Genomic DNA, 25,785 nt, shown 5'->3' on the forward strand with positions numbered 1-25,785 from the left:
CTTTCACAGATCGAGCAGGTCGGCGACGGAGAGCGAGGACCTGGCCTCGGCTCGGATCGCACCGACGGATACGGGTGTGGTGTCACGCAGGCGATCGACCTCGGTGGCGATGCCGGCGACGGTCGGGTGGTCGAACAGAGACCGCATCGGGAGCCGGACCCCCAGTTCGCTCTCGATGCGCGTGAGGATTCGGGCCGCCTTCAGCGAATGGCCGCCGAGGTCGAAGAAGTCGGTGTCCCGGCCGATCGACTCCGCGCCGAGCACCTGCCGCCACAGGTTCGCGATCGCGACCTCGGTGAGCGTCTGCGGCTCCTCCAGCACCTCGGCGGTGATCTCCGGGTCCGGTAGCGCCCTCACGTCGAGCTTTCCGTTGCGGGTCAACGGCAACGCGTCCAGCGACACCAGCGCGGACGGCACCAGGTAGGCGGGCAGCGCGTCCCGCACGTGCCGCATCAGCTCGTCGAGCTGCTCCTCCGCCTGCTGCTCCAGCACGACGTAACCGACCAGACTCACGTCCCCGGCAGCGTCCTCACGAGGCATCACCACGGCCTGGCGAACGAGTCCCGACGAGTGCAGGCAGGCCTCGACCTCACCCGGCTCGATCCGGAACCCGCGGATCTTGACCTGCCGGTCGGCCCGCCCCAGGTACTCGAACGTCCCGTCGGGCAACAGCCGCGCCAGGTCACCGGTCCGGTACAGGCGTGCGCCGGGCTTGCCGCCGAGGTGGTCGGGCACGAACTTCTCGGCGGTCAGAGCGGGATTGCCGACATAGCCACGGCCGACGCCGTCACCGCCGATGCACAGCTCACCCACGGCCATCGGCGGTACCGGTTCCAGGTACTGGTCCAGCACGTAGAGCTGCGTGTTGCTCAGCGCACGCCCCAGCGGAACACGGCCTTCCGCTCGCTCACACTCGTGACTGGACGCGAAGGTCGTGGTCTCGGTCGGCCCGTAGCCGTTCACGACGTGCCTGGGACCGCCGGGATGCGCGATCAGGGTGGCGATCGCGTGCTCGTCCGGCTGCTCGCCGCCGAACACGAAGTAGCGCAACCCCGACAACGCGCCGGGCATCTCCCGCGCCACGTGCATGGCGACCGAGGTGGTGAGGAACAACGTGTCGATCTCGTTGGCCCGCAACCACTCCCCCAGCGCCGCCGGGTCGAGCGCGACGTCCTTGGACAGCCCGATCAGCCGGCCGCCGTTCAGCAACGCGCCCCAGATCTCGAACGTCGCCGCGTCGAACGTGGTCGTGGACGCCTGCGCCACCCGGTCACCAGGCGCGAAGTCGACGTAGTTCGTGTCGCGGACCAGCCGGACGACGTTGCGGTGACTGACGCACACGCCCTTCGGCATGCCGGTCGAACCGGACGTGTACATCACGTACGCGAGGTCGTCCGCGGCCAAAGTCCGTTGTGGACGGTCAGCGGGGCACGTGAGGACCATCGCCGACAGATCGAACAGCTCGACGCCGGACAGCTCGACGAACCGGTCCGCGACGACGACAGCGGCGGAAGCGTCGGCGCACAAGGCCTGCAGGCGGTCGAGCGGATACGCCGGGTCGAGCGGCAGGTACGCACCACCCGCCTTGAGCACACCGATCGCGGCGACGATCCAGTCCACGCCGCGGTCCATCAGGATGCCGACGGGCGTTCCGGTGCCGACCTCGAGCGTGCCGAGGTGTGCGGCGAGCCGGTTGGCTCGCAGGTCCAGTTCCGCGTAGGTGAGCCGCACGCCGCCGAACTCGACGGCGATGTCGCCGGAGTACCGGTCGACGGTCTGCTCGAACAGCTCGACGAGCGTCGCGTCCGCCGGGTACGCCGTCGCGTTCGCGTTGAGGTCGCGGACGATCCGGCCGCGCTCGTCACCGGACAGCAACGAGAGATTGGACAGCCGCACGTCGGGTGTGGTCGTGAGCTGGCCGAGCACGGTGGCGAAACGCTCGGTCAGGTCGACGACGTCGGCACGCCGGTAGAGCGCGGTGCGGAACTTGACCCAGCCGCGCATCTCACCGCTGCCGGAGTCGGGCAGCTGCAGTTCGAGGTCGTAGATCCCCTGGTCGCTGGTGCCCTGGGTGAACGTGAAGACGCAGCCACCGGCGGCCAGCGGACCGGCCAGCGGCGGCGGGGACGCGAAGACCACCTGGAAGATCGGGTGCCGGTCGACGTCGCCGGTCTGCCCGAGCGCCTCGCAGACCTGGTGGAACGGCGCGTCGCGGTGGTCGAGCGCGTCCAGCACGGTGTCGCGGACGACGTCGATCGCCTCGCGGTACGTCGGGTCGGAGCCGAGCCGCACGCGCAACGCGAGCATGTTGACGAAGTAGCCGACCAGGTCGTGGGTGTCGGCGTGCTCCCGTCCGGCGGACGGGGAGCCGACCACGATGTCCGACGAGCCGGTCAACCGGTGCAGCAGCACGGAGAACGCGCTCAGCAGCACCATGAACGACGACGAGCGGTGCGTGCTCGCCGCGCGCCGCACCGCGTTCGCCAGCTCCTCGGGCACGACCAGCGGCAGTGCCTCGGCGGCGAAGTCGGTCTGGGCCGGGCGGGTGCGAATCCCTGGCAGCTCCAGCGGTTCCGGCAGATCGGCCAGTTCCGAACGCCAGTGGTCGACCTCTCCGGCCAACGGCGCGATGTCGCGGAAGGCGACCGAGGGCCGGGGCAGCGAGACGTCCAGTCCGTCCACCGCGGCCTGGTAGCAGCGCGGCAACTCGTCCTGGATCACCGCGACCGATGCACCGTCGATCGCGATGTGGTGCACCAGCAGGACGAGCTGATGACGGTCGTCCTCCAGGCGCAGCAACACGATGCGCAGCGGCAGCCCGCCGGAGATGTCGACGCGGCGGGCGAGTTCGGCCGCCACCAACGCCTCCGCGCGCGCCGAGCGTTCGGCGGGGGGAAGATCGCGCAGGTCACGCGTCGCGATCGACACGTGCGCTTCCAGCGCGATCTCCGGTACCAGCTCGGTGCCGTCGAGGCGGTAGCTGGTGCGCAACGGTTCGTGCCGGTTCACCACCGCGGTCAGCGCGGCGGCGAGCGCGTAGGTGTCCAGCTCGCCGGTGATCTCCACGTACACCGGCACGGTGTTGAACGTGGCGTCCGGCGCGAGCTGGTCGGAGAACCAGATCTGCTGCTGACCGCGGGTGGCCGCGGGGTGCTGCTGGGTCACTGCACACCTTCCCTGGCGGTCGCTGAACGCAGGACGCTCGTCACCGCTGCCGGATCGTCTTTGAGGTAGAAGTGGCCGCCGGGGCGGACCACGAGGTCGAAGCCCGCCACGGTGTGGTGCTGCCAGGCTGCGACGTCGGCCACGCTCGCGAGCGGGTCGTCGGTGCCTGCGAACGCGGTGATGGGCACGTCGATCACGTCCCGCGTGCCGTGGAATCCGGCGCACACGGTCAGGTCGGCGCGCAGCGTCGGCAGGAGCAGGCCGAGCATCTCCTCGTGCGCCAGCAGATCCGCGGGCACACCGCCGAGCGTGGTCATCCAGTCGAGCAGACCGTCGTCATCGAGCAGGTGCGGCTCGCCACCGAACGCCAGGTGCGGGGCCTTGGCCGCGGACACGAACAGGTGCTCGACCTGGTCGCCGAGCCTGCGGGCGATGTCGAACGCGAGCAGTCCGCCCATGCTGTGGCCGAACAACACCAGCGGTGTCGGGACCTCCGCGCGGATCGCCTCGGCCAGTGGCGCGGCGATCAGCGCCGCGTCGGTGACCGCGGGTTCGCCGAACCGCCGTTCCCTGCCCGGCAGCACCGCGCTCCACAGCTCGACGGAGTCGCCCAGCAGGTCCGGCCAGTCCCAGAAGGCCGACGCACCACCGCCGGCGTACGGAACGCACACCACCCGCAGCGCCGCCTCCGGCCGAGGCCGAGGACAGATCAGCCAGCTACTCCCCACCCGTAACACCCCCGTGTTCCTTCACTGCGAGGAAGTTACGAAGTGCCCCTTAACGCAGCCTTCGGGAAACATGATGGTTCCCTTATCGCCACCGAAAAGCGCAGCTCAGCCCGCCCGAAGAACTTCAGAGGGCCTGCTGCCGAACAGATCCGGTTCGGTGGGCAGGACGCCGATCTCGCGCATCTGCTCCAGGTAGACCTGATACCGCCGGCGGGCCTCGCCGTGCCGTCCGGCCGCCCTGAGCGCCTTCACCAGCCGCACGTGCGCGCCCTCGTCGTAGCGGTCGAGTTCGAGCATCCGGACCAGGTACCCGACCTGCTGATCGGGATCGCGCACGAGTTGCACCAACGCGCGCAGCACGGCGGTGTACCTGCCCCGCACCTCCTCGCGCACCTGGATCGCCCACTGCTCGTACGGTTCCTCGGCCAGGAACTCGCCGAGGTAGAGCTCGTCCGCGGCGATCAGCAACGGCACCGCGGCCTGGTCGCCTCGGCGGTGAGCCACCAGCGCGGTGCTCGCCGCGCCGAGGAACGCCGCCACGTCGAGGTCCACAAGGGACAGATCGAGCGACACCGTGTCCCGGTCGGCGACCAGCGGTTCAGCGTCGGCGGGTAACCCCGGCACGCACAGCACGGTCCGCAACGTCGACAACAGCACGGAAAGCCGGTTCGCAGTGCGGGCCGACAGGTCGTCCGGCCACAGCAGCTCCACCAGTTGCGGCCGCGGCACCGGCCGCCCGCTGTTGCCCGCCAGGATCTTCAGCAGATCCCTCGCCTTCTTCGACTGCCACAACGCGGACGGCACCGGGGCACCGTCACGCAGCACCTGGAACCCGCCGAGCGTCCGCACGACGATCCGCGCGGTCCTCGGCGCGCCCGTACCGAGCACGTCGGCCATCGAGACGTCGGTGCGAACTCCGTGCGCGTGCACCGCGTTCTCGAACCGGGCCACGTCCACCCCGGTCAGCCGGGCCACCGCGAGTTCCGCGGTCGACGCGCCGACCGGATCGTCCGCCGCCCGCCACACCATCACGGCCTCGGCCAGCAACGCCTTCCGATCGGCCGAGGTCGCCGCCGCCAGCTGCAACGCGTCCGCGAGTCCCGCCTTGTCACCGCGACGGCCCGCCAGCGCCCGTGCCGTGGCCGCGTCGGCCCGCGCCGTCTCCCGATCACCTGCCAGCACGGCGACCCAGCCGCGGGCGAGCAACGCGGGCACCTCCCGCAACCGCAGGACCTGGCTGGTGGCAACGGCTTGTTCCGCGAGCTGTCGTGCCCGGCCGGGATCCTCGCCCGCCACGACCCTGGCGAGCGTCGCGCAGACGAGCGGATCGGTGCCCGGCAGCGCCAGCGCCTCGTCCAGCAACGCCTGCGCCTGGCCGGGCTCGCCACGCCGGCGGTGCACCTCGGCCCTGATCACCAGGTGGCGTGGGCACTGGCCGGCGTCACGCAGAGCCTCGTCGAACCTCCCCAGCCTGACCGCGGCGAGCGCCCGGATGCCCAGGCAGTCCGGTTCGTGGCCGGTGAGACCCGCTTGCCTGCCGAGGACCAGCACCTCGTCGATCTCGGCCAGCGCCTGCGCCGGACCGGCCTCTCCCGCCAGGAACCACGCCCGCTCGGACCGGATCGTCAGCTCCAGCATCCGGCAGCCCGCCCGTCGCGCCCGGTCCACGGCCTGCCTGTAGTGCATCTCGAACGCCGCCCGGTCACCGTCGAACCCGGCGAGCAGCCCGCATGCCCTGCTGCTCCAGGCGAACGCGGAATGGCCACCGCACCGGCGGGCCGCCTCCGCGCACCTGCCGGCCAACTCCCGCGCCTTCTCGTGCCGCCCGGTCTCGCGGAACCAGCGCACGGCCAGCGACAGCAGCCGCACCTCGTCCAGCGACGCGACGTCGTCGAACACCGTGCGCTCGAACACCTCGACGGCCTTGTCGGTCTGCCCGGTGAGGGCGTGCAGCTGCCCCATCCGCCACGACGACCTCACGGTGCGTTCGCCCGCCTGTTCGTAGCAGTGCAGCGACCCGAGCCAGTCGCCCTTGTGCTGCAAGGCGAAACCCCACACCAGGTACAGGCGGGAGTCGTCGATCTCCAGCTGTTCCAGGGCCGCGAGCACCGCGTCGGTGTCACCGCCCGCGACGATCCGCTCGTCCCTGCGCAGCAGCAGCTGTGCGACCAGATCCCACTTCCGCGCGGCGACCAGGTGTCTGAGGGCTTCGGCGTGCGCGCCGGTGCGTTCGCAGAACACGGCGGCCTTGACGCGGATCTCCGGATCCTCGGCGTCGCGGCGCACCAGCTCCGCGACCGGTTCGAGGACGCTCCAGTCCGGGCCGGTCAGCAGACCGCGCCGCGCGAGTCCGCGCAGCGTCTCCCGGACGTCGGTGAACCCGAGCGCCACGCACAGCGCCGTGCTCACCCGGCCGAGCGTTGCGATGGCACGCAACAGTTCCCGGTTCTCCTCGGGTTCCGCGGCGAGCCTGGACGCCGCGAGCTCGTCCTCGCTGTGGCCCTCGCCGGTCAGCACCACGGCCGGTCCGGGATCGAACCCCAGCTCGCCGCGGGTCAGCAGCACCACGCTGAGGAGTTCCGGGCCGCGCAGGCACAACGACTCGACCAACCGGGCGGCGTCACCACCGGCGGGCAGCACACCCGCGTCGTCCACCACCAGCACCACCGGCTCGTCGAGGTGCACGTCCACCAGCCCTCGGATCAGGCTCGCGACCGTGTCCGCGCCCTGGGCGGTGGTCGTGATCAGTTCCGCGGGCAGGCGCGGCAACCGCTGCCGCAAAGCCCGCAACAGTCCGCGCGACAGGCGTTCGAGCGAGGTGCCCGCGTCGACGTTCAACCAGCAGGCACGTCGCGTCTCCGCCCACGCGGCCACCGAAGTCGTTTTCCCCCAACCAGCTCCCGCCTTCACCACGACCACCTTGTGGGCGGACGCGGCGTCGAGCGTCGCGATCAGTGCGGGCCTGTCCACCAGCCTTGCGGGTAACGCGGGCTGCAGCATCTTCGAACACCACTTCCTCGCCGTACGACCTGTCGGGAAGGAGTGCATCAATGCCTTGCATCCGTGCCGCATCGACGACCGATGCACGGATGTCGTGCCTGGTCAGCCCACTGACGCGATCTCGCGCACGACCGTCAGCGCCCTCGGCGTCTCCTGGCCGCTGACACAACGCATGCACTGTGCGCCAGCATCATCGAGGTGCGCGCGGGGGTTCTCCGCGTCCACGGCTCCGTCCGGATACAGCGCGACAGCCCGCTCCCAGTGCGTGCGGGCCCAGTCGGGATCTCCCCGCCGGGCGGCGACGTGGGCGAGTCCCTCATGAGCCCGTGCCCGCACCATCGGCAACGCGCCGGCCATCGCCAGTTCCTCCGCGTCCCACAGCAACGCCTCCGCCTCGCGCAGCCGCCCGGCCGCGAGGCAGGTCTCCGCGAGCCCGTTCAGCGCGTCGCCCTCGGGTTCCCTCAGGTCCATGCGCCGCGCCGACTCCAGCGCTTCCCTGCCCACGGCAAGGGCGTCCGCGATCCTGCCCTGCCGCCGGTAGGTGACTCCCAGCCACGCCAAGGAGATCCCCTCGCCCCGGCTCATGCCGATCTCCCGGCTCAGCCGCACGGCCCGTTCCAGTGCGACGGCCGCCTCCGCGTCGCGTCCCCGCAACTGCGCGAGCCAGCCGATGTTGATCAGCACCACGACCTCGCCGCCGACGTAGCCGCCCAGCTGGTGCATCGCGAGCGCGTCGCGGAACCGGGCGTCTGCCTCGCGGTATCGGCCGAGGTTGCAGTCCACGAACCCGAGGTCGATGGTCGAGTTCACCTCGGCCCGCTGATCGTCGATCGACCGCGCGAGCGCGACCGCCTCGGCGAAGCTGGCCGCCGCGTCGTCGAGCATGCCCGCCTGCACCTGGGACGCGCCCAGGTCGCGCAGGCCGCCGACCGCCGCGGGCAGGTCGCCGAGCTCACGGCTGATCGCGATGGCCCGGTCGAGGAACTCCAGCACCTCGCCGTGCCGACCGGCTTCCCGCAGTGCGAACGCGATGTTCGTCAGCGCCATGGACTCGCCGCACCGATCGCCCAGCGCCTGCGCGGCCTTCAACGCGTTGCGGGACAGTTCGAGCACGCCGGAACGCAGTCCGACGCGGGTCAGGTAGGGCGTGAGCAGGCACGGCAGCTGCCACGCGTGCACGTGCCAGCCGTGCGCGCTCGCGTAGTCGGCCACCGCCACCATGTTCTTGTACTCGGCCCGCAGCTGGCGGATGTCGTCCTCTTCGGACGCCGATGCCGGGAGCTCCGGTTCCCACGTGAGGCCGGTCTCGAAGCCACGCCGCCCAGGCAGGCTGCGCCGGCCGCGCACGTCCGCCAGGTGCAGGTAGTAGTCGAACAACCGGCGGCGAGCGGTGTCCAGTTCGGACGGTGGGTCCGCCGCGTCGGCCAGGTCACGGGCGCAGTCGCGCACGAGGTCGTGCAGGCAGTAGCGGTCGGAGCTGCGCTGCATCAGCAGGTTGCACTCGACCAGTTCCTCCAGCACGTCCTGCGCGTCGTAGACCGGCACTCCGGCGAGCGCCGCCGCCGCGTACGCGTCGAAATCGGTGCCGGGAACCAGGGCCAGCGACCGGAACAGCTTCCGCCTGTCCGCGGCGAGGTGGTGGTACGACAGGGCGAGCACGCCCGCCACGCTCAGGTCGTTCGCGGTGAACGTGCGTGCACGGCGTTGCCGGTCGCGCAACTGCTCGGCGAGGTGGGCGACGCTCCACGGTCTTCGGCAGAACCGGGAGGCGGCGATCCTGATCGCGAGCGGAAGCCTGCCGCACAACGAGATCACGTCCGCGACCGCCTCCGGTTCGGCGTCCGCCCGCTCGGGGCCGGCGATCCGGCGGAACAACGCCACCGCGTCGGCGGCGGGCAGCACGTCGAGCGACACCGGGACAGCGCCCTCGATCGCCATCAGGTGGCACCGGCTCACGATCAGCACCACCGCGCCCGGCGCACCCGGAAGCAGTGGCCTGACCTGAGCGGCGTCGGCCGCGTTGTCCAGCACCACCAGCACCCGCCGTTGTGCAGTCTCGGTCAGCCAGAGGTCGCGGCGCGCCGCCGGATCCACCGGGATCTGATCCGGTGACACGCCGATCTGGCGCAGCAGCGACTCGAGCGCGGCACCGGCGGCCATCGGCGGCGTGTCCGCGGTGAACCCGCGCAGGTCGACGTAGCAGCGCCCGTCCGGGAAGCGGTCCTCCAGCCGGTGCGCCACGTGCACGACCAGCGCCGTCTTGCCGATGCCACCCATGCCCTCGATGGTGACGATCGCGGGTGACCGCGTGCCGATCGCCTCGACCAGCAAGTCCACTTCGGACTCCCGGCCGGTGAAGTCGGGGATGTCGAAAGGAAGCGACGACCGGCTGATCCGCGTGGCCGGTCTTTCCGGTTCCGGCTTCGGTTCCGCGCGGAGGAGTTCGGCGTGCAGGCTTCGAAGCTCGGGACCGGGGTCGGCGCCCAGCTCCTCGGCGAGTGCTCGCCGTCCCTGTTCGAACACCGTCAGCGCGTCGCCCCGGCGACCGGCGAGGTCCAGTGCGCGCATCAGCGTGGCGCGCAACGACTCCCGCAGCGGATGTTCGGCCACCTGACCCGTGAGCTCGCCCAGCAGCGAGGCGACCTCGCCCAGTTCCAGGCGCAGTTCCGCGAGTCGTTCCACGGCCTGGAGGCGTTGTTCGCGCAGTCCCTCCGCCGCCGCGTCGATCGACGCCGAGCCGAGCCCGGCCAGTACCGGTCCTCGCCACAGGTCGAGCGCGCTTTGCAGCAGAGCCACGGCCTGTGCCGGAGTGCCCTCCCGTGCGGCAACCTCGGCGTCACGGACCTGGGCGCGGAACAGATCCGCGTCGAGCCGCCCGTCCGGCAGGTCGAGGCGGTAGCCGTGGGTGCTGGTGGTCAGCCTGCCGCCGCCCCTGGTGACGACGCGGCGCACCGCGGCCGCCGCGTTGCAGACCTGACGGCGCGCGGTCTGCGGCGGGTCCTCCCACAGTTCGTCGATCAGGCGGTCGAAGGACACGACGGTGCCCGTGCCGAGCAGCAGGAGCGCCAGCAGCTTCTGCTGACGTTCTCCGCCGAGCGCGACGGGGCGCCCGGCGGACCGCAGTTCCAGCGGGCCCAAAATGCGATAATCCATTCGGACGCACGCTTCCATCTCGGAGTACGACGGTGGAGCCGGCGGAGACACCAGTGGCACCGCAGCGGTGATATGAGATATCACCTTTAAGAGTCGGCATGAGGCAGAAAGATACGCCTGATTCCCTGTACCGATTCAGTGTCACGTGGAATCACCCAGAGCAGCCGGTCGCACACGGCCCGTTACCAGTTGACGAAGTGGACAAACGCTGCCATATTCCCTCCGCAGTGATGAGGAAGGGAGGTTCCTCGTCGCATCCAGGAGGGGATCAAGAAAGATGAGACGGGCCGGTTTTTTTGGCGCACTTTTGGCTGCCGTGGCACTTGTCGCCGTGACCATCGCGAGTTCCGCGTCGGACGTTCAACCCACTGATTCAGAAAACAGGACCGCACTCATCATCGGGCCCTGCACGACAGGTGCGTGCTGACCGACCGGGCAACCGGTCCGATGTCCGCCGAAATGGATTCCCAGGCCCGTGCCGCGAAAGGCATGGCCTTCACCGGTGCCGCACTCGGGATACTTCTCCTCGCGACCACCGCCGCCCAGCTTCCCACCGATGTCGTCGGGCAGCACATAGGCGCTCAGAAGGATGCTTTCCGTTTGTTCTGGCCGCAAGGAATGAAGCTCTTCACGAATGCGGCGGGGCGTGAGTTCACGGTCGCGTACCACCACGACGAATCCGCCGGCACGTTCGTCCCGATCACCCGGACCGCGGGTGACCGGGACTACCTGGCGGGTCTCGACCGGGCGTCGTACGCCGACCTGACCCGGCTGCTGGCCACCGTGGACGAGCTTCCCGGCGAGTCCTGGCAGGACTGCACGGCGGCGACCGTCTCCGACTGCGCCGCCGTTCTCTCCCAGGCTCCAAGAGTGGCTTTGAACAGCTATTTCTCTGCCGAGACACCCTGCGGCCCGACGGTGTTCGCGATCGAGCGCCCCAGCCGGGACACCTCGTCGCGGCACGTCGTCCGCGTCGCCGCCGTGGACCTCACATGCGCACCCCGGTAGTCCGCGCGCTGGCGTTCGACCCCAGGACGCCGGCGTTCGGCATCGCCCGTTCGCTGGTCGCGATCGCCGAGCTGACCGTACTCGTGTTCACCTCGGACACCGATCTATTCCCCGTTGTGCCGAATGGACCAACGGGCCCTCGCTGCGACGGTCTGCGCGCCCTTTCACTGTGGTGTTTCGACTCGTCGACGACCGCCCAGACGATTTCCCGGTTCGTGACGATCGCCGCACTCGTGCTCGCCGCCTCGGGCTACCGCCCGCGCTGGACGTGCATTCCGCACTGGTACGCCACCTTCAGCCTGGCGGCCGCGATCCACGTGCCCAACGGCGGCGAGAACGTGGCCCGATTCCTCACTCTGCTGCTCATCCCGCTGTGCCTCGCCGACGACCGGATCTGGCATTGGAGACGCCCCGTCACCCCGTTACCGGAGTGGCCGCGAGGCAGCGCCTACGTCACCCATCTGACAATCCGCCTGCAGGTCGTGATCGTCTACGGACAGGCGATCTGGCTCAAAGTCGTCGAGCTGGAATGGCGTGACGGCAGCGCGATGCGTCATGTGATGCAGGACGCGTATTTCGGAGTCGCTTCCGAACTCACGGGCTTACTGGAATGGAACGTGCTGACAACGTCGGTCACGTGGGGGACGATCCTGCTCGAATCGGCGATCGTGATCTGCGTGCTCGGAAATTCGAGACTGCGCCGCATCGGCCTCGCACTCGCCGTCGTTCTGCACGGCGGCATCGTCCTCGCACTCGGCCTCGTGAGCTTCGGACTGGTGATGATCAGCCTCGTGGCCGCGGCGAGCAGCGGCCGTTCGGAGTGCCGAGCGCCCGTACTGCCGAGGCGATGAGTTCCGACGGCGAACCGGTGCCGTAGGGGGAGGGGATCTCCCGCAGTGCGGCCCGATGCCCTTCCACGTCGTCCAGCCACGCCAGCACCGAGTCGCCCACCAGCGGGCCGGGAGGGACGAGCGTGCCGAACGTGCCCTCGATCTCCGGCCGTTCGGTGCTGCGCCGCACGACGACGACGGGCCGCTTCAGCACGCTCACCTCCTCCTGGATGCCGCCCGAGTCCGACACGATCACCGCGGATCCGTGCGCCAGGGCCAGGAAGGTCCGGTACGGCTGGGGTTCGATCACCTGCAGGCCGTGCAGCAGGCCGTCGAGACCGAAGGCGGCGACGCGTTGCGCGGTGCGGGGGTGCAGCGGCAGCACGACCGGGAGCGGCAGCTGGCCCAGCTCGCGCAGGATGGTCTCCAGGTTGCCCGCGTCGTCGACGTTCTCCGGGCGGTGGATCGTGGCGAGGACGTAGCGGTCGTGCTTGAGGCCGAGGTCGCCCAGGACCACGTCCTCCTCGTCCGCGGACGGCAACGCGTGTGCCAGCGCCTCCACGACGGTGTTGCCGGTGACGGCGATGCGGCCGTCCGCGACGCCTTCGGCCAGGAGGTTGTTGCGGTTCAACGACGTCGGCGCGCAGCAGAGGTCGGAGAGGTGGTCGATGAGCACGCGGTTGTGCTCTTCCGGCATCGCGCGGTCGTAGCTGCGCAGGCCCGCCTCCACGTGCACCAGCGGCACGTCGCAGGCGTTGGCCGCCAGCGCGCCGGCGAGCGCGGAGGTCGTGTCGCCCTGCACGATCACGGCGGCAGGGCGTTCCGCGGCCAGCACCTCGTCCACGGCCGAGACGGCGCGGCCGAGCTGGTCGCCCCGGCGCAGGCCGCCCAGCCGCAGTTCGTGGAAGCCGCCCGGTTCCGGCACATCGCGGCGGATGAGCGAGTACATCGAGCGGTCGTAGTGCTGGCCCGTGTAGATCATGGTGCACGCGCTGCCGAAGTGTTCGACGAGCGGCGCGAGTTTGATCAGTTCCGGCCTGGTGCCGCAGACGATCGTCACGCTGTTCGTTTCCCGCACCGCGGCAAGGTACTTCATCGATCTTGACGAATCCGGGCGAATCTCACCGGCGTTCACCCGAAAGAGTTGCCTGGGATATCGCTCGAAAGTGTTGCGGCACAGGCGTGTCGTAGTGTCCGCGCTCATGTCCGGTCATCTGGCACTTGCGGTGTCCACTGTCCTCTACGGCCTGGGGATAGTCGCGCAGACCGTCGCCGCGCGGAGGGCCGACGAACGTCCTGGCACCGGGGTGGGGCTGCTCGCGCGGCTCGCCGCGGACCGGGTGTACCTGCTGGGGTTCACCGGTCAGGTCGGCGGTTTCCTGTTCGCGTTCCTCGCTCGTGAGGACCTGCCCCTCTACCTGGTGCAGGCGGGGTCGTCGTGCGCGGTCGGCCTGGCCACCGTGATCGGCGTGCTGCTGCTCGGCTGGCGGATCCGGCGCGTCGAGATCGCGGTGCTGGTGGTGATGGCGTGTGGTCTGCTGTTGCTGACGGGTGCGGCGGCGCCGTCGACGGCCCGTGAGCTCCCGCTGGTGCCCGCCCTGGTCGTGCTGGGGCTGCTGACTCTGGCGGTGCTGCCGCTGGCGCGGACCTTCAAGGCCGTCACGCCGGTGCTCGCCGGAATCGCGTTCGCCGTGGTCGCGGTGGCCGCGCGCAACGTCGCCGGCAAGCCGGTGCTCGACTTGGTGCTGCACCCGCTGACCTGGCTGATGGTGATCGCCGCGTTCGTCGGGCAGGCGTGCCTCGCGACGGCGTTGCAGCGAGGTTCGGCCACGTCCGCGGTGGCCTCGATGGACGCGACCACCGTGGTCATCGGCTCGGTGGCCGGGCTCGCGCTGATGGGCGACCAGATCGCGGCCGGGCGTGAGTGGTGGGTCGTGCTGGGCGTGCTGCTGGTGGTGTCCGGCGTGCTGGTGCTCGGATACGCCGCGAAGCCCGCTCGGGAACTGGTCTCCGCCAGAGGTGAGCGATGAAGCCCGTCGCCAGTGTCTCGCTCGACCTCGACAACCTGTGGGCGTACCTGCGCACGCACGGCGATCCTCGGTGGGAGAGCAGGCCGAGTTTCCTGCCGTCCGCGGTGCCGCGCCTGCTCGATGTCTTCGGCGAACACCGGTTGACCACCACGGTCTTCGTGGTCGGCGCGGACGCGGAACGCGACGACGGCGCCGAGGCCGTGGCGTCGATGACCGCGGCCGGGCACGAGATCGCGAACCACTCGTTCTGGCACCAGCCCTGGCTGCACCGGTTCTCCGACGAGGACGTCGAGAAGGAGGTCATGCGCGCCGAGGAGGCGATCATGGCGGCCGGGGCTCCGAAGCCGATCGGGTTCCGCGGTCCGGGCTACAGCGTCACGCCCGCCCTGCTCGACGTGCTCGCGCGGCGCGGTTATCGGTACGACGCCAGCGTTCTGCCGACGTGGATCGGGCCGCTGGCTCGCGCCTACCACAACCGGACGGCGGGTTCGACCGACGGCGGCGAGGACCTGTTCGGCGGCTTCGGCAAGGTCCGGGCTCCCAACACCGCGTATCGCTGGCGCGACAACGGACTGATCGAGCTGCCGGTGACGACGATGCCGTTGCTCCGGGTGCCGATCCACGGCGCGTACCTGTTGCAGCTGCACCAGATCTCGCCCCGGCTGGCTCGCGGGTACTTCCGCACGGCATTGCGGTTGTGCCTGGCGCGCAACGTCTCCCCGTCGTTGCTGCTGCATCCGACGGACGTGCTCTCGGGTGCGGAGGCTCCCGGGATGGAGTTCTTCCCCGGCATGGCCCTGCCGGGTGCTCAGAAGGCAGAGCTGCTCGGCTGGGTGTTGTCGTTGCTGCGCAAGCACTTCGACGTGGTCGGCACCGGCGAGCACGTCGAACGGGTCGCGGGTTCCCGGCTGCGCGAACGGGATCCGGTCGCATGTGGCTGACCGCCCTGCTGCGCGCCCTCGCCTGCGGGACGGTGGCGCTGGCCCCGCTGGAGGGCTATCTGCTGCAGGTGCACGGGCAGTCGGCCAAGGTCGTGCCCGCGCTGCTGATCGGCGTGTGGCTGTTCTCGCTGTACCGGCAACGCCGGTTGCCCGCGCCGCATCCGCTGCACCTGCTGATCGCGTTGCTGGCGGTGGTGCTGCTGGCGACGTCCGCGGTGCACGAGGCCGAGCCGTTCACGCTGGAGTACCTGGTGCGGTGGGTGCCGTTCCTGGTGATGACGGTGGTGCTCGCCGACGTGGCCGCGCGGGAGGTACCGGTCCGCGCGCTGCTCGCGGCGACGGTCGCCGGTGCGGTCGTGGCGGCGGCGGGCGGGTTGTTCAGCGTCGCCGGCGGCTCGTTGCGCGCCACCGGGCCGTTGGAGGACCCCAACGACCTGGCGTTCTTCCTCGTGGCGGCGCTGCCGTTGCTGGTAGCCCTGCCCGCCAGGGGGCGGTCGCGGATCGTGTTGTTGTTGCTGGGCGCGGTGTTGCTGGCCGGTGCCGCGGCGACGTTCTCCCGTGGCGGCGGGATCGCGCTGGCCTGTGCGCTGGTGTGGCTGATCGCGCGGCGCGGGCTGCCGGTCCGCGCGGTGGTCGTCACCGCGGCCGTCACCGGGGTGGCGGCGCTGGTGTTCGCGTCGACGGCGCAGGCCGAGCTGTCACGGGCGTTCCAGGAGAAGAGCCACATCGCGGGCACCAACGCGGACACCAGGATGCTGCGCTGGCAGGCGGCGTCGCGGATGCTGGCCGACAACCCGGTGCTCGGCGTCGGCCCCGGCGGATTCCGCCAGGAGTACGCGGCGGCCGGGCACAACGCGGAGATCGACGAGCAGACCCCGGTGGCGCACAACCTGTTCCTCGAAGTCGCCGCCGAGCTCGGGGTTCCCGGGTTCGCGTTGCTCATCGGGCTGATCGCGGTCGGTTTCGTGTCCGGTGAACGGGCGTTGCGGCGGGTGGCGGACCGGCGTGAGGCCGTGGCCGTGCAGGCGGCGCTGATCGCCGTGCTGGTCGCCTCGATCTTCCTGTCCGAGCAGTACTACCTGCCCCTGTGGTCACTCGTCGCCATCGCGGTCGCGATCGAGCGGCGTTCTTCTGAGGAGAGTCGATGCGCGTCCTCCACGTGATCAGCGAGATGGGCGCGGGCGGTGCGGAGGCGCTCGTGGCCGGCATGGCTCTCGCGGGCGGCGACGTCGGCTGGGAGTCGGCGGTGGCCAGCGGCGGCGGGTTCCGCGTCGACGCGTTGCGTGCCGCCGGGGTGCCTGTTTTCGACGTGCCGGTGGCGCGCCGCTCCGCGCTGGGTGTGCTGCGCGCGACGTGGGCGGTGCGGGCGGCCCTGCGCCGGTTCAAGCCTGACGTCGTGTTGGCGCACAACGTTTCCGCGTCGCTCGTCGCGCGCCTCGCCTCTCCGCGACGACCGGTCGTGACGGTGTTCCACGGCGTCGCCTCGGAGGACGTGTCCGGTGCCGTCCGGGTGCTGCGGCGGGTGTCGACCGTCGTCGTGACGGTCGCTTCGGCCGCCGCCCAACGGTTGTCCGGCCTCGACTCCGTGGTCGTGATCCCGAACGCGGCCTTCCCTTCGGTGCCTTCCGCGGACCGCGCGACCGTGCGTGCCCGGCTCGGCACCCCGCTCGACGTGCCCGTCGCGCTCTGCCCGGCCCGCCTGGAACCGCAGAAACGGCACGACGTCCTGCTCGACGCGTGGGCCCAGATCTCCGGCGACGCCGAACTGTGGCTGGCCGGCGACGGCAGCCTGCGTTCCGCGCTGGAAGCAAGGGCTCCCGGCCGTGTCCGCTTCCTGGGCACCCGCACCGACGTCCGCGACCTGCTCGAGGCGGCGGACGTCACCGTGCTCACCAGCGACTGGGAGGGCATGCCGATCGCGCTCCTCGAGTCGCTGGCAGCGGGCCGCCCGATCGTCGCGTCCGATGTGGACGGGGTGCGCGAGGTCCTGTCCGGCGGCGGCGGAGTCATGGTCCCGCGCCGAAGCCCGTCGCAGACCGCGAAAGCGTTGCGCGGCCTGCTCTACTCCCCCACCGCGCGTTCGGTGGCCGCCTCTCACGACGGCTCGGCCGACGCGCACACGTTGATGAAGTCCTACGACGAACTGCTGCGTACCGTCCTGGAGGGACGATGAAGGCTCCGAGAGCTGTACTGGAGGGCCTGCTGGCCGCCGTTCTGGTCGGCGCCGCCGTCCTGCTGGCCGTCGCCCTGCGCGACGGCGTGACCGAGGGCAGACTCACCCTGCTCGCCACTCCGTCCGCGTCCGACAGTGCCCAGTTCGGCGAGGTCACCTCCCTCGCCACCCCGGCCGTCGTGCAACTGGTCCGCAGCCCGTCCGTCCTGGACGTGGCCGCTGCCGCAGCGGGAACGACACCGGACCGCCTGTCCGACGCCATCGCCGTCGAACTGGTCCCGGCGTCCGGCGTCGCCAGGATCTCGGTGCGCGCCGACTCGGCCGCCCACGCCTCGGCCGCCGTCACCGCCGTGGCTCAGGCCGTGATCGAAGCGGACCTGCTGGCGCCCGCCGCCAAGTTCCGGCTCCTGGACCCGCGCCCCGAGACCACCCAGGTGACGCCGGACTGGCGCCTCGCCACCGGCCTCGCCCTGGTCGCGGCCGTGATCGCGGGGGTGGCCGTCATGGCGTTGCGGCGGCTGCGCGGCAACACCGTGCGGGTTGCGCTCTCCGGTGCGGGCATCACGCGCCCGGTCGTCGTCACCACCGGTGATGATCCCGAACTTGCTGACCGTCTGACGACGTTGTGCGTGGCGGCGGCTCGCCCGGTGCGCGTGCTGGCGGTGAGCCCGTCGCTGGTGGAGCGTGCCGAGGCGCTCGCGCGGGCGTTGCCGGACAAGGCTTCCGAGCCCGCGGACGGCACGGCCGTGATCGCGGTCGCGTCGAACGACCGGGCGCGGCGCCACGACCTGGCCACGGCCCTCGCTGTGCTGCCGGCGTCGTCGGTGCTGGTGGCGGTGGTGCTGGCGTGATCGCGACGTCCAAGTCCACGGCTCTGGACACCGGCCTCGCCGCCGAAGCCGATCCGGAATTGTCAGACCTGCCTGAGACGATAGGAGTGGGGGCCGATTCCCCCCAGGGGGCCGGTCAGTCCGAATCGATCCGGATGACGACCGTGCTCACGGTGGCGGGGCTCACCGCGCTGGCGGCGCTCGCCGCGGTCGCCGTGGTGGCGGCAGCGTCGGTCGTGCTGGCGGTGGTGCCGGAATGACGAACCCACTCCGCTGGAGCGCCCCCGTGCGCAGCAACGACATCCCGGCCGCGCTCATCACGACGGCCCGCCTCACCTCACTGGCCGCGCTCGCCGCCCTGGCCGCGACCGCCGTCGTCCTGGAGGTAGCGCGATGATCACCACCACCAACCGGGCCGGGCTCGCCAAGACGATCGGCGTGGCCCTCGTCGCCCTGGCAGGCGTCCTCAGTGCGGTCCGCGCGCTCAGGCCGTCGTGGGAGGTGCCGCTGCCCACCGAGGCGAACCTGCCGGAAGAACGGATGCAGGACTTCCGGGACGCGCTGTACTTCCCCATCCGCGAGTTCCTCAACGGCGGCAACCCCTACGACCCGGCGGTGATGTTCGAGCACTGGCCGGTACGCCAGAACTTCAACCTCTACCAGCCCTACCACCTGGTGTTGCACCTGCCGTTCGCGCTGCCGGACTACCGGGTGGGCGCGGTGGCGTTCGCGTTGGCGTGCCTGATGCTCCTGATCGGTCTCGCCGTCATGGCCGCGGGACGGGCACGGCTGCCGATCGTCGCGGGCACGGTCGTGATCAGCACGCTGCTGGTGACGAGCCAGGTCGGCAAGGCGCAGATGTACGTCGGGCAGGTCAACCCGCTGATCGCGGTCGGCGCGGCCGGGGCGTTGCTGCTGCGCACGAAGAGTCCTGGGTGGGCTTCCGCGGCGCTGGCGCTGGCCTGGTTGAAGCCGCAGTTCGGGCTTCCGCTGGCACTGCTGCTGTTCGTGCGCGGTGACCGGAAGGTCGCGCTCATGGGCACGGCGATCGCCGCGCTGGCCAGCGTGCCGGTGGCCGGGTTGCTCGTCATGAGGGGCGGCGGGGTCGGTGAGTTCCTCGACGTCATCAAGCGGAACCTCGATTGGGCCAGCAGCACGGGATACGGCGCGGTCGACTCCATGACGGCGCAACGCGTCGACCTGCCGGCGGTGTTCTTCCGCGCCACCGGGTGGTTGCCGCCCGCGGCGGAGTTGCTGGCGTTGTGCGGTGTTCTCGCGGTGACGGCGCTTCTGGCGCGCAAGCTCGACCGCACGGAGAACGGGGCTGAGGCGGCCGATCTGCTCACCTGCCTTGGCATTGTGGTCGCGCTCGTGCACCAGCCGGGCGACGTGTTGATCGCGGTGCCGGCGATGACGGCGCTGGCCGTTGTGTGCTGGCGGCGGCGGAGGGACAGCCACTGGCGGTGGGCCGGGGTCGCGACTTTGCTGCTCGCGGTTCCGTTCGCGCATCTCTACTTCGTCGACACGGCCGTCAAGGGTCTCCTGGGAGCTCGGGCCGCTGTCACGCTGGACGGGGTCGCGGTCGTCGCGGCCTGGGTGATCCTCACGGCGTTTGCGATACGACACGTGCGGCGTAGCGCATGACCGACGTGGCGGTGCGGGGGTCGTTGTGGCTCTTCGCGGTCAACCTGGTGAGCAAGAGCAGCCAGATCGTGGTGACCCTCGCGCTCGCCCTGTTCCTCACGGAAGCCGACCTGGGCGCGGTGGCGCTGGTCGTGTCGATCGTCAACATCGGCCAGGTCGTCCAGGCGATGGGCGTCTACGACATCGTCAGCCGCACCAGGCTGGATCCACGAAGAACAGCGGGGACCGTACTCACGATGAGCATCGCGGCCGGGGTCACCCTCGCCGCGATCATCATCGCCACCGCCGGCCCGATCGCCACCGCGCTGGGGGCACCGGAGGCAGCCGGGATGCTGCGGCTCGCGGCGCTCACCCTGCCGTTCACCGCGGCAGGTGGGGTGCAGATGGCGTTGATGCACCGCAACCTCGACTTCCGGCGCCGCATGCTCCCCGACGCGGGCGGCATGCTCATCGGCGCGGTCGTGACCGTCACCCTGGCAGCCAACGGAACCGGGCCCACGGCGTTGGTCCTCGGTCTGCTCTGCACGGCGGTCGCCCAACCCGTGCTCGCCGCCGTCGCGGGGGCGCGGATCCGGCCTGTCTGGGACCGTGACGCCGCGACGGAAGCGACGAGGTGGCTCGCGGTCGTCGGGCCTGGCGCGTTGATCGCGGTGCTGCTGATCAACGTCGACTACCTCGCGATCGGGCACGTCCTCGGGCCCGAGGCGGTGGGCGGGTACAGCCTCGCCTTCCGCATCGCCTGGGTGCCGTACATCATGATCGCGGTCGTGCTGGGCGGCGTCCTGTTCCCGATCTGCGCCGAACTGGTCCGAAATGGACAGAGCAGCCAGTTGTCCACGACACTCCAGCGGTTCACCATCGCGACCCTCGTCATCACCGGCGGCCTGTACGTCGTCACGGCATTGTCCGCGCACGGCATCGTGGTCCTCGGCGAGCAGTGGGCTGGCGCGGCACAGATCCTGGTCCTGCTGTGCGGTTACGGATTCGGCCTGAGCCTGCTGCACGTCTGGTACCAGGTGATCAGGGCCGCCGGACACGCCCGCCAGTACCTCGCCCTCGAAGCCACCCACCTCGTCGCCCTGCTGACGGCGCTCGCGTTCACCACCGAACTCGGCCCCCAGGCGGTCGCCCTCACCCAACTCGCCGTGGTCTGGCTGCTGGTCCCGGTGACCTGGCTGGTTCTGGCCCGCCACGGCCTCGCGTTCCCCCTCCCGTTCCGCGCCACGACAAGCGTCATCGGCGCCGCGCTCGTCTGTACGGCCATCAGCACCCTCCTGCCGGAAACCAAGACGGTCGCGGGACTGGTCGCCACGGGCCTGGTCCTGCTCGCGACCTACTGCGCGATCACCCTCCCCCTGAACCGCACCGTCCTCATCGGACTGAAGGAGCGCGCGTGAAGATCGTCCACGTGACGCAGCCGGTCGAGGCCGGAGTCGCCGTCGTGGTCCTCAACCTCGCCCAGGCCCAGCAACAGCGGGGCTGGAACGTGAGCATCGCCTGCCCGCCGGGTTGGCTGGCCCGCGAAGCGACCAAAGCCGGAATCCCTCTCCACCCCTGGCAAGCGACCCGCACACCAGGACCGAGTACCGCCTCAGAACTCCGAAACCTCCGCAAGATCCTGCGAGACCGAAAACCGGACGTCGTTCACCTGCACAGTTCCAAAGCAGGCCTGGCCAGGCTCGTCCTGCGCGGCCGCGTCCCGACGATCTTCCAGCCCCACCTGTGGTCGTTCCGCGTCGCCACCGGGCTGCTCAGCCGCGTCTGCCGTTTCTGGGAGGCCAAGGCTTCGAGCTGGACGGCCGTGCTCCTGTGCGTCAGCGACGACGAGCTCAAAGCCGGCCGCGCAGCAGGAGTGACCGCACGGGCCGAGGTCGTCTGCAACGGCGTCGACACCCAACGCCTGAGCCCCCGACCGAAAACCCACGACATCCCCACCGCGGTGTGCGTCGGACGACTGGCCCACCAGAAAGGCCAGGACCTGCTGCTCGAAGCCTGGCCCCAGGTGCTCGAGAAGGTCCCGGACGCCGAACTCCTGATCGTCGGCGACGGCCCGATGGCGGCACAACTCCAAGCCACCCCGACCCCGAACACCCGCTGGCACGGCCACAGCGACGAGGTCGAGGACTTCTACGCCGAGGCCGACGTCGTGGTCCTGCCGTCCCGCGCCGAAGGCATGGCGCTGGTGCCGCTGGAAGCCATGGCCTGCGGACGCTCGGTGGTCGCGTTCGACGTCGAAGGCGTCGAGCAAAGCCTCGGGGACGCGGGCGAGGTGGTCCCCGCCGGCGACACGAAAGCCCTGGCGCAAGCGATTGCGCTCAGGCTCGCGGATCCGGAACTGGCGGCCGCGGAAGGAAAGCGCGGCAGGCAGAGGGCCGAGACCCTGTTCGACCGCGACCGCATGGCGGACCAGATCGTGACGCTCACCGAGACCCTGGTCTCCGAGGAAGGACGACGATGACACGGATCGCCTACCTGCTCACCCAGGACAGCGGTGGCCCGGTGGACGTGACGGTGCGCCTGGCCGCCGCGCTGGCCAAGTCGGGCGACGCCGAGGTGCGCGTGTTCGGCCCGCGGCCCCGGCGTGGCGCGGAGCTGATCGACCCGTTCTTCGAAGAGACCCTGGTGATGCGCAAGGGGGACATGGTCGCCGCACGGCAGGCGCGGGCCGCCCTCAAAGCCTGGCGCCCGGACGTCGTGCACGCACAGGATCGTCGGTCCGGACTGGTCAGCGCCGCGCTCGCCACCACCGGCACCAAGATCGTGCACACCTACCACGGCGTGCCCGACGATGTGGCCGAGCCGTGGTTCCGCAACGTCCGCGGCGCGACCCCTCCCCCGCCCTACACCAGGGCGGTGCTGGCCGCCGACGCCGCCGTCGCCCGCGTCGTGCACCGGACCGTCGTCCCCGCCAGGGAGATGGGCCGGTTCCTGCGCGAACGCCTCTACGTGCCCCCGCACCGCATGACCCACATCGACAACTGCGTCGAGGTCGGTGCCGCGAACCCGCCCACCAAGCCCGTGCGCAAACTGGTGTTCGTGGGCCTGCTCGTCGAACGCAAGGGTCTGCTGAACCTGCTGGACGCGCTGGAGACCACGATGCCGGAGGATGCCACGCTCACGGTCGTCGGCGACGGTCCGCTCAGGCTCCAGGCAGAGGGCAGGGTGACGCGCCGGGGTCTCGCGGACCGGGTCGAGTTCCTGGGATTCCGCAGCGACGTCCCCGAACTGCTGCTGGAGCACGACGCGCTGGTGCTGCCATCCACAATGGAGCAGCAGCCGCTCGTGGTCGCGGAGGCCATGGCGGCGGGCAAACCCGTCGTCGCCACCGACACCGGCGGTGTCGCGGACATGCTGGGCATTCCCGGCGAGGACTGCCCGAAGCCCGGCGACGTGCCCGCACTCGCGGCACGGCTGCAGGCGTTGTTCGCCGACCCCGACCCCGCGAGCACCGGGCTTCGGCTCGCCACGAGGGCACGGGAGCGGTTCACCGCGGAGGTCTGTGCGCGACGGCACCTCGACCTCTACCGCAAGCTCACCGCTTCGGACCGTTGACCAGTACCACCGCGTCGGCCGACGGCAGGTCGAGCCGGTCCGGCACGGCTTCGCCCTTGAGCGTCACGAGACCCGGCGGAGGAGTGAGGAGCACGGAGGTCTTCGTCGGGTTCACGGCCACCCAGCCGCCCGAGTAGCGGCGGTTCCACACGCCGCTCGGCAGGCGGTTGGCCGTCTCGATCGCCTCGCCGAGCCGCGCGTCCTGGTACAGCGACCAGTACGGGTTCTTGTAGTCCGGCTCGGCCCTGGTCCAGCACGTGTGGGGGCTCGCGAGGAGCGCGGCCGAGGCGTACCCGACGCGTTCCTCCTTGTCCGACTTCGTGTGCGTGATCAGCAGCAGCCAGGACTCGCCGAGCGCGGCCTGGGCGCGCTGCTCCTTGAACTGGTTGCCCTGGAACGTGATCAGCTCGCCGGTGCCGTCGTCGCCCTGCAGGCCGAAGTTCTCCTCCATCGCGCCCGCGTACCGGGAGTGCGCCGACCAGCGGCCCGGTGTCAGTTGCGACTCCGACACGTTGGGGATCAGCATCTTCCCGGACTTCTCCAGGGCGTCGCCGGTGAGTTGGAGCATGCCGTCGAGGCCGTCGCGCAGCAGCCGGTCAGACCCGGCGGAGTCGGCGGTGCCCGCGATGATCGACGGCGAGTAGTACCGCAGCGAGCTGAAGTCGTTGTCCGCCAGCACACCGTCCCAGCCTTCGCGCAGCACCTCGCCGACCACGGCGTCCGCCCACGCCTTCTGGTAGGCCGGGTCCCAGACCGTCATCTGCCAGTGCTTCGGGTAGCCGTCCCACTCGATGCGCTGGCCGAGGGTGCTGATCGCGAACCACCCCGGCTGCTTCTGCTCGGTGGCGACGTAGCCGACGCCGGTGGGCAGGTACCGGGCGTCCCGGTCGCCCTCGACCGCGCCGTAGTAGTTGCGGGTGCTGGAGAAGTCCTTGTACACCAGCACTTTGACCCTGGGGTTCAGCTCGTGCAGCTTGCGCATGGCCGAGGTCTCCCACGCGTTGAGCACGACGACGTCGTAGTGCTTCGCGGCGGCCCGGATCTCCCACGACGAGGGCGAGTCGCCGATGCCGTACCACCACGCGCAGGGCGCCAGCGGTTTCGGCGTCGGCCCGGTGATGATCGGGTCCGACTCGGCGGCACTGACCGCACATGCACTCGAAAGAAGTACGAGAGCGACAGCGGCGAATCGACGTATCAGCGATTTCTCCGACAACACAACTCACCCGCTGTCATCAGTAGAATCCTCAGGTCGAGCCACAACGACCAATTCGCGATGTAGTAGTTGTCGTATCGAGACCTGTCGGCGATTGAAGTGTCACCTCGCAGACCGTGCACCTGGGCTAGTCCAGTCAAGCCGGTCGGAACGCGATGGCGCGCCCAATATAGCTCGTGAATAGCGGAAAACTCGCGAACGAAACCAGGACGCTCCGGGCGTGGCCCGACGACGCACATGTCGCCGCGCAGGACGTTCCACAGCTGGGGCAGCTCGTCGAGCGACGTCCTGCGCAGGAACCGGCCGACCGGCCCGACCCGCGAGTCGCCCACGACGGACCACTTGACCTGCGAGTCGTCCTCGCCGGACTGCCGGACGCTGCGGATCTTGTAGAGGGTGAACGTGCGGTCGTCCATGCCGACGCGGACCTGCCGGAAGAACAGCGGCCGGCCGCTCTCCACCAGCACGGCGAGCGCGCACAGCCCGATCACCGGGGACAGCACGACCAGGGCGAACGCGGCCAGCAGCAGGTCGGCGGCGCGCTTGATCCACCAGGTCGGCCTGCTGGTCGGGGCGGTGCCCAGGCGCATCAGCGGGTAGCTGCGCAGCCGTTCGATGCCGGGGCCGTCCGGGTGCAGCTCGTACATGCGGGGCACCACGAGCGTCGAGCAGCCGAGCCGGTGGGCGGTGATCGCGGCCTCGACCAGCGGCGAGTCGCGGGTGTGCGAGAACGCGAGCACGACGGTGCCCGCCTTGAGCCGGACGATCGCGTCGGCCAGGTCGCCGTCGATGACCTCCAGAAGCGGCGGCTGCCGGTCCGGGTCGGGGCCGGAGTCGGCGAACGCGACGGGCCGCAGGCCGAACTGGGGGTGCTCCAGCATGGTCCGCGCGAGGTTCACGCCGACCTCGCCCGCGCCGACGATGATCGTGCGGTCGCAGCGGTCGAACTTGCGGCGGCACCACCGGCCGAACGCGAACACGCACCACCGGACCGGCTCGATGACCAGCGCGAACACGATCATCGCCCACTGCGCGGCGGCCAGGTCGGCCGCGTCGGAGCCGCCGATCAGGCCGATGCCGGACAGCAGCGCGAACGCCAGCGCCGTGCTCGCCGCGGACCGGGGCAGGTCCTGCAGCCACGACAGCCACAGCCGCCGCCGGTAGAGCCGCCAGGCTCCCCTGATCGTGATCATCGCGGCCACGACCGCGGCGCTCCAGCCCCAGCCGAGACCGCGGTGCGCGCACACGGCGGCGAGCGTCACGGCGTCGGCGAGGACGAGCAGGACCGCGACCGCGTTCACCCGGCTGAGCAGGTCCCGGCGGACCGACGACGGTTTGAGGGGGCGTTGCGGAGGGCGTCTGTGCTCAGCCTCGCGCGCGGGGAGGGGAGCTGCTGGAACGGCAACCGCCGAGAATCGCCTCATGGAAGATCATCCGATCGAAGGAGTTTTGGCCGCAGGAGCGCACGAAAGAGTGAATGAACTCTGAGAAATCATCTCTTCGGGTATCAATATC

General features: G+C 70.6%; 20 protein-coding genes. 13 read left to right on the forward strand and 7 right to left on the reverse strand.

The window, feature by feature from the left end; all coding sequences use genetic code 11:
- Positions 1-3: 3 nt before the first annotated feature.
- The 4 genes from OG205_RS20025 to OG205_RS20040 all read right to left on the reverse strand — a co-directional run bounded on the left by OG205_RS20025 (position 4) and on the right by OG205_RS20040 (position 10,046).
- Positions 4-3,165 carry a non-ribosomal peptide synthetase gene (locus OG205_RS20025; protein WP_330277754.1) on the reverse strand — a complete coding sequence of 1,054 codons (3,162 nt, stop codon included), beginning with the start codon at positions 3,163-3,165 and terminating at the stop codon, positions 4-6.
- A complete protein-coding gene (locus OG205_RS20030) occupies positions 3,162-3,893 on the reverse strand; it encodes a thioesterase II family protein (RefSeq protein ID WP_330277755.1) in 732 nt (243 codons plus the stop codon). Before OG205_RS20030 ends, OG205_RS20025 begins: the two co-directional genes overlap by 4 nt.
- Before the next feature lie 105 nt (positions 3,894-3,998).
- Positions 3,999-6,893: a BTAD domain-containing putative transcriptional regulator gene (locus OG205_RS20035; protein ID WP_330277756.1), complete on the reverse strand. Its 2,895-nt coding sequence runs from the start codon at positions 6,891-6,893 to the stop codon at positions 3,999-4,001.
- Positions 6,894-6,995: 102 nt separating this feature from the next.
- On the reverse strand, positions 6,996-10,046 hold the full coding sequence (locus tag OG205_RS20040; RefSeq protein ID WP_330277757.1) for an AfsR/SARP family transcriptional regulator: 3,051 nt from the start codon (positions 10,044-10,046) through the stop codon (positions 6,996-6,998).
- Between the two features lie 447 nt (positions 10,047-10,493).
- Here OG205_RS20040 and OG205_RS20045 point away from each other — a divergent pair, with 447 nt between their 5' ends.
- Both OG205_RS20045 and OG205_RS20050 read left to right on the forward strand, forming a co-directional pair.
- A complete protein-coding gene (locus tag OG205_RS20045) occupies positions 10,494-11,054 on the forward strand; it encodes a hypothetical protein (RefSeq protein WP_330277758.1) in 561 nt (186 codons plus the stop codon).
- On the forward strand, positions 11,039-11,905 hold the full coding sequence (locus tag OG205_RS20050) for a sporulation-delaying protein SdpB family protein (RefSeq protein WP_330277759.1): 867 nt from the start codon (positions 11,039-11,041) through the stop codon (positions 11,903-11,905). The genes OG205_RS20045 and OG205_RS20050 overlap by 16 nt, the downstream gene beginning before the upstream one ends.
- Here OG205_RS20050 and wecB read toward each other — a convergent pair.
- Positions 11,838-12,962 (reverse strand): non-hydrolyzing UDP-N-acetylglucosamine 2-epimerase, encoded by a 1,125-nt coding sequence (wecB, locus tag OG205_RS20055; RefSeq protein ID WP_330277760.1) that lies wholly within the window; start codon positions 12,960-12,962, stop codon positions 11,838-11,840. The genes OG205_RS20050 and wecB overlap by 68 nt on opposite strands.
- A 124-nt stretch (positions 12,963-13,086) precedes the next feature.
- Here wecB and OG205_RS20060 point away from each other — a divergent pair, with 124 nt between their 5' ends.
- From OG205_RS20060 to OG205_RS20110, 11 genes are read left to right on the forward strand one after another with little or no spacing between them, the layout of a single operon-like run.
- Positions 13,087-13,914: a hypothetical protein gene (locus OG205_RS20060; protein WP_330277761.1), complete on the forward strand. Its 828-nt coding sequence runs from the start codon at positions 13,087-13,089 to the stop codon at positions 13,912-13,914.
- Positions 13,911-14,855, forward strand: a complete 945-nt coding sequence (locus OG205_RS20065) for a polysaccharide deacetylase family protein (RefSeq protein ID WP_330277762.1) — start codon at positions 13,911-13,913, stop codon at positions 14,853-14,855. Before OG205_RS20060 ends, OG205_RS20065 begins: the two co-directional genes overlap by 4 nt.
- Complete coding sequence (locus OG205_RS20070) at positions 14,846-16,018, forward strand: O-antigen ligase family protein (protein ID WP_330277763.1); 1,173 nt, start codon at positions 14,846-14,848, stop codon at positions 16,016-16,018. The genes OG205_RS20065 and OG205_RS20070 overlap by 10 nt, the downstream gene beginning before the upstream one ends.
- Positions 16,000-17,028 (forward strand): glycosyltransferase, encoded by a 1,029-nt coding sequence (locus OG205_RS20075; RefSeq protein WP_330277764.1) that lies wholly within the window; start codon positions 16,000-16,002, stop codon positions 17,026-17,028. Before OG205_RS20070 ends, OG205_RS20075 begins: the two co-directional genes overlap by 19 nt.
- On the forward strand, positions 17,025-17,879 hold the full coding sequence (locus OG205_RS20080) for a hypothetical protein (protein ID WP_330277765.1): 855 nt from the start codon (positions 17,025-17,027) through the stop codon (positions 17,877-17,879). The genes OG205_RS20075 and OG205_RS20080 overlap by 4 nt, the downstream gene beginning before the upstream one ends.
- Complete coding sequence (locus tag OG205_RS20085) at positions 17,876-18,118, forward strand: hypothetical protein (RefSeq protein ID WP_330277766.1); 243 nt, start codon at positions 17,876-17,878, stop codon at positions 18,116-18,118. The genes OG205_RS20080 and OG205_RS20085 overlap by 4 nt, the downstream gene beginning before the upstream one ends.
- Entirely contained in the window at positions 18,115-18,255 is a 141-nt protein-coding gene (locus tag OG205_RS20090; RefSeq protein WP_330277767.1) for a hypothetical protein, read from the forward strand. The genes OG205_RS20085 and OG205_RS20090 overlap by 4 nt, the downstream gene beginning before the upstream one ends.
- Positions 18,252-19,502, forward strand: coding sequence for a glycosyltransferase family 87 protein (locus OG205_RS20095; protein ID WP_330277768.1), 1,251 nt, complete (start codon positions 18,252-18,254; stop codon positions 19,500-19,502). Before OG205_RS20090 ends, OG205_RS20095 begins: the two co-directional genes overlap by 4 nt.
- Positions 19,499-20,899 carry an oligosaccharide flippase family protein gene (locus OG205_RS20100; protein ID WP_330277769.1) on the forward strand — a complete coding sequence of 467 codons (1,401 nt, stop codon included), beginning with the start codon at positions 19,499-19,501 and terminating at the stop codon, positions 20,897-20,899. The genes OG205_RS20095 and OG205_RS20100 overlap by 4 nt, the downstream gene beginning before the upstream one ends.
- Complete coding sequence (locus tag OG205_RS20105; protein WP_330277770.1) at positions 20,896-21,960, forward strand: glycosyltransferase; 1,065 nt, start codon at positions 20,896-20,898, stop codon at positions 21,958-21,960. The genes OG205_RS20100 and OG205_RS20105 overlap by 4 nt, the downstream gene beginning before the upstream one ends.
- A complete protein-coding gene (locus OG205_RS20110) occupies positions 21,957-23,054 on the forward strand; it encodes a glycosyltransferase family 4 protein (RefSeq protein ID WP_330277771.1) in 1,098 nt (365 codons plus the stop codon). The genes OG205_RS20105 and OG205_RS20110 overlap by 4 nt, the downstream gene beginning before the upstream one ends.
- Here OG205_RS20110 and OG205_RS20115 read toward each other — a convergent pair.
- Together OG205_RS20115 and OG205_RS20120 are read right to left on the reverse strand one after the other, a co-directional pair.
- Positions 23,035-24,273 (reverse strand): putative glycoside hydrolase family 15 protein, encoded by a 1,239-nt coding sequence (locus OG205_RS20115; RefSeq protein ID WP_442916794.1) that lies wholly within the window; start codon positions 24,271-24,273, stop codon positions 23,035-23,037. The genes OG205_RS20110 and OG205_RS20115 overlap by 20 nt on opposite strands.
- Positions 24,252-25,571, reverse strand: coding sequence for a sugar transferase (locus OG205_RS20120; protein ID WP_330277773.1), 1,320 nt, complete (start codon positions 25,569-25,571; stop codon positions 24,252-24,254). Before OG205_RS20120 ends, OG205_RS20115 begins: the two co-directional genes overlap by 22 nt.
- Between the last annotated feature and the right edge of the window lie 214 nt (positions 25,572-25,785).

Origin of the sequence: Lentzea sp. NBC_00516 (genome assembly GCF_036346835.1) — a bacterium.
In the GTDB taxonomy this organism is placed as follows: Bacteria; Actinomycetota; Actinomycetes; order Mycobacteriales; family Pseudonocardiaceae; genus Lentzea; species Lentzea sokolovensis.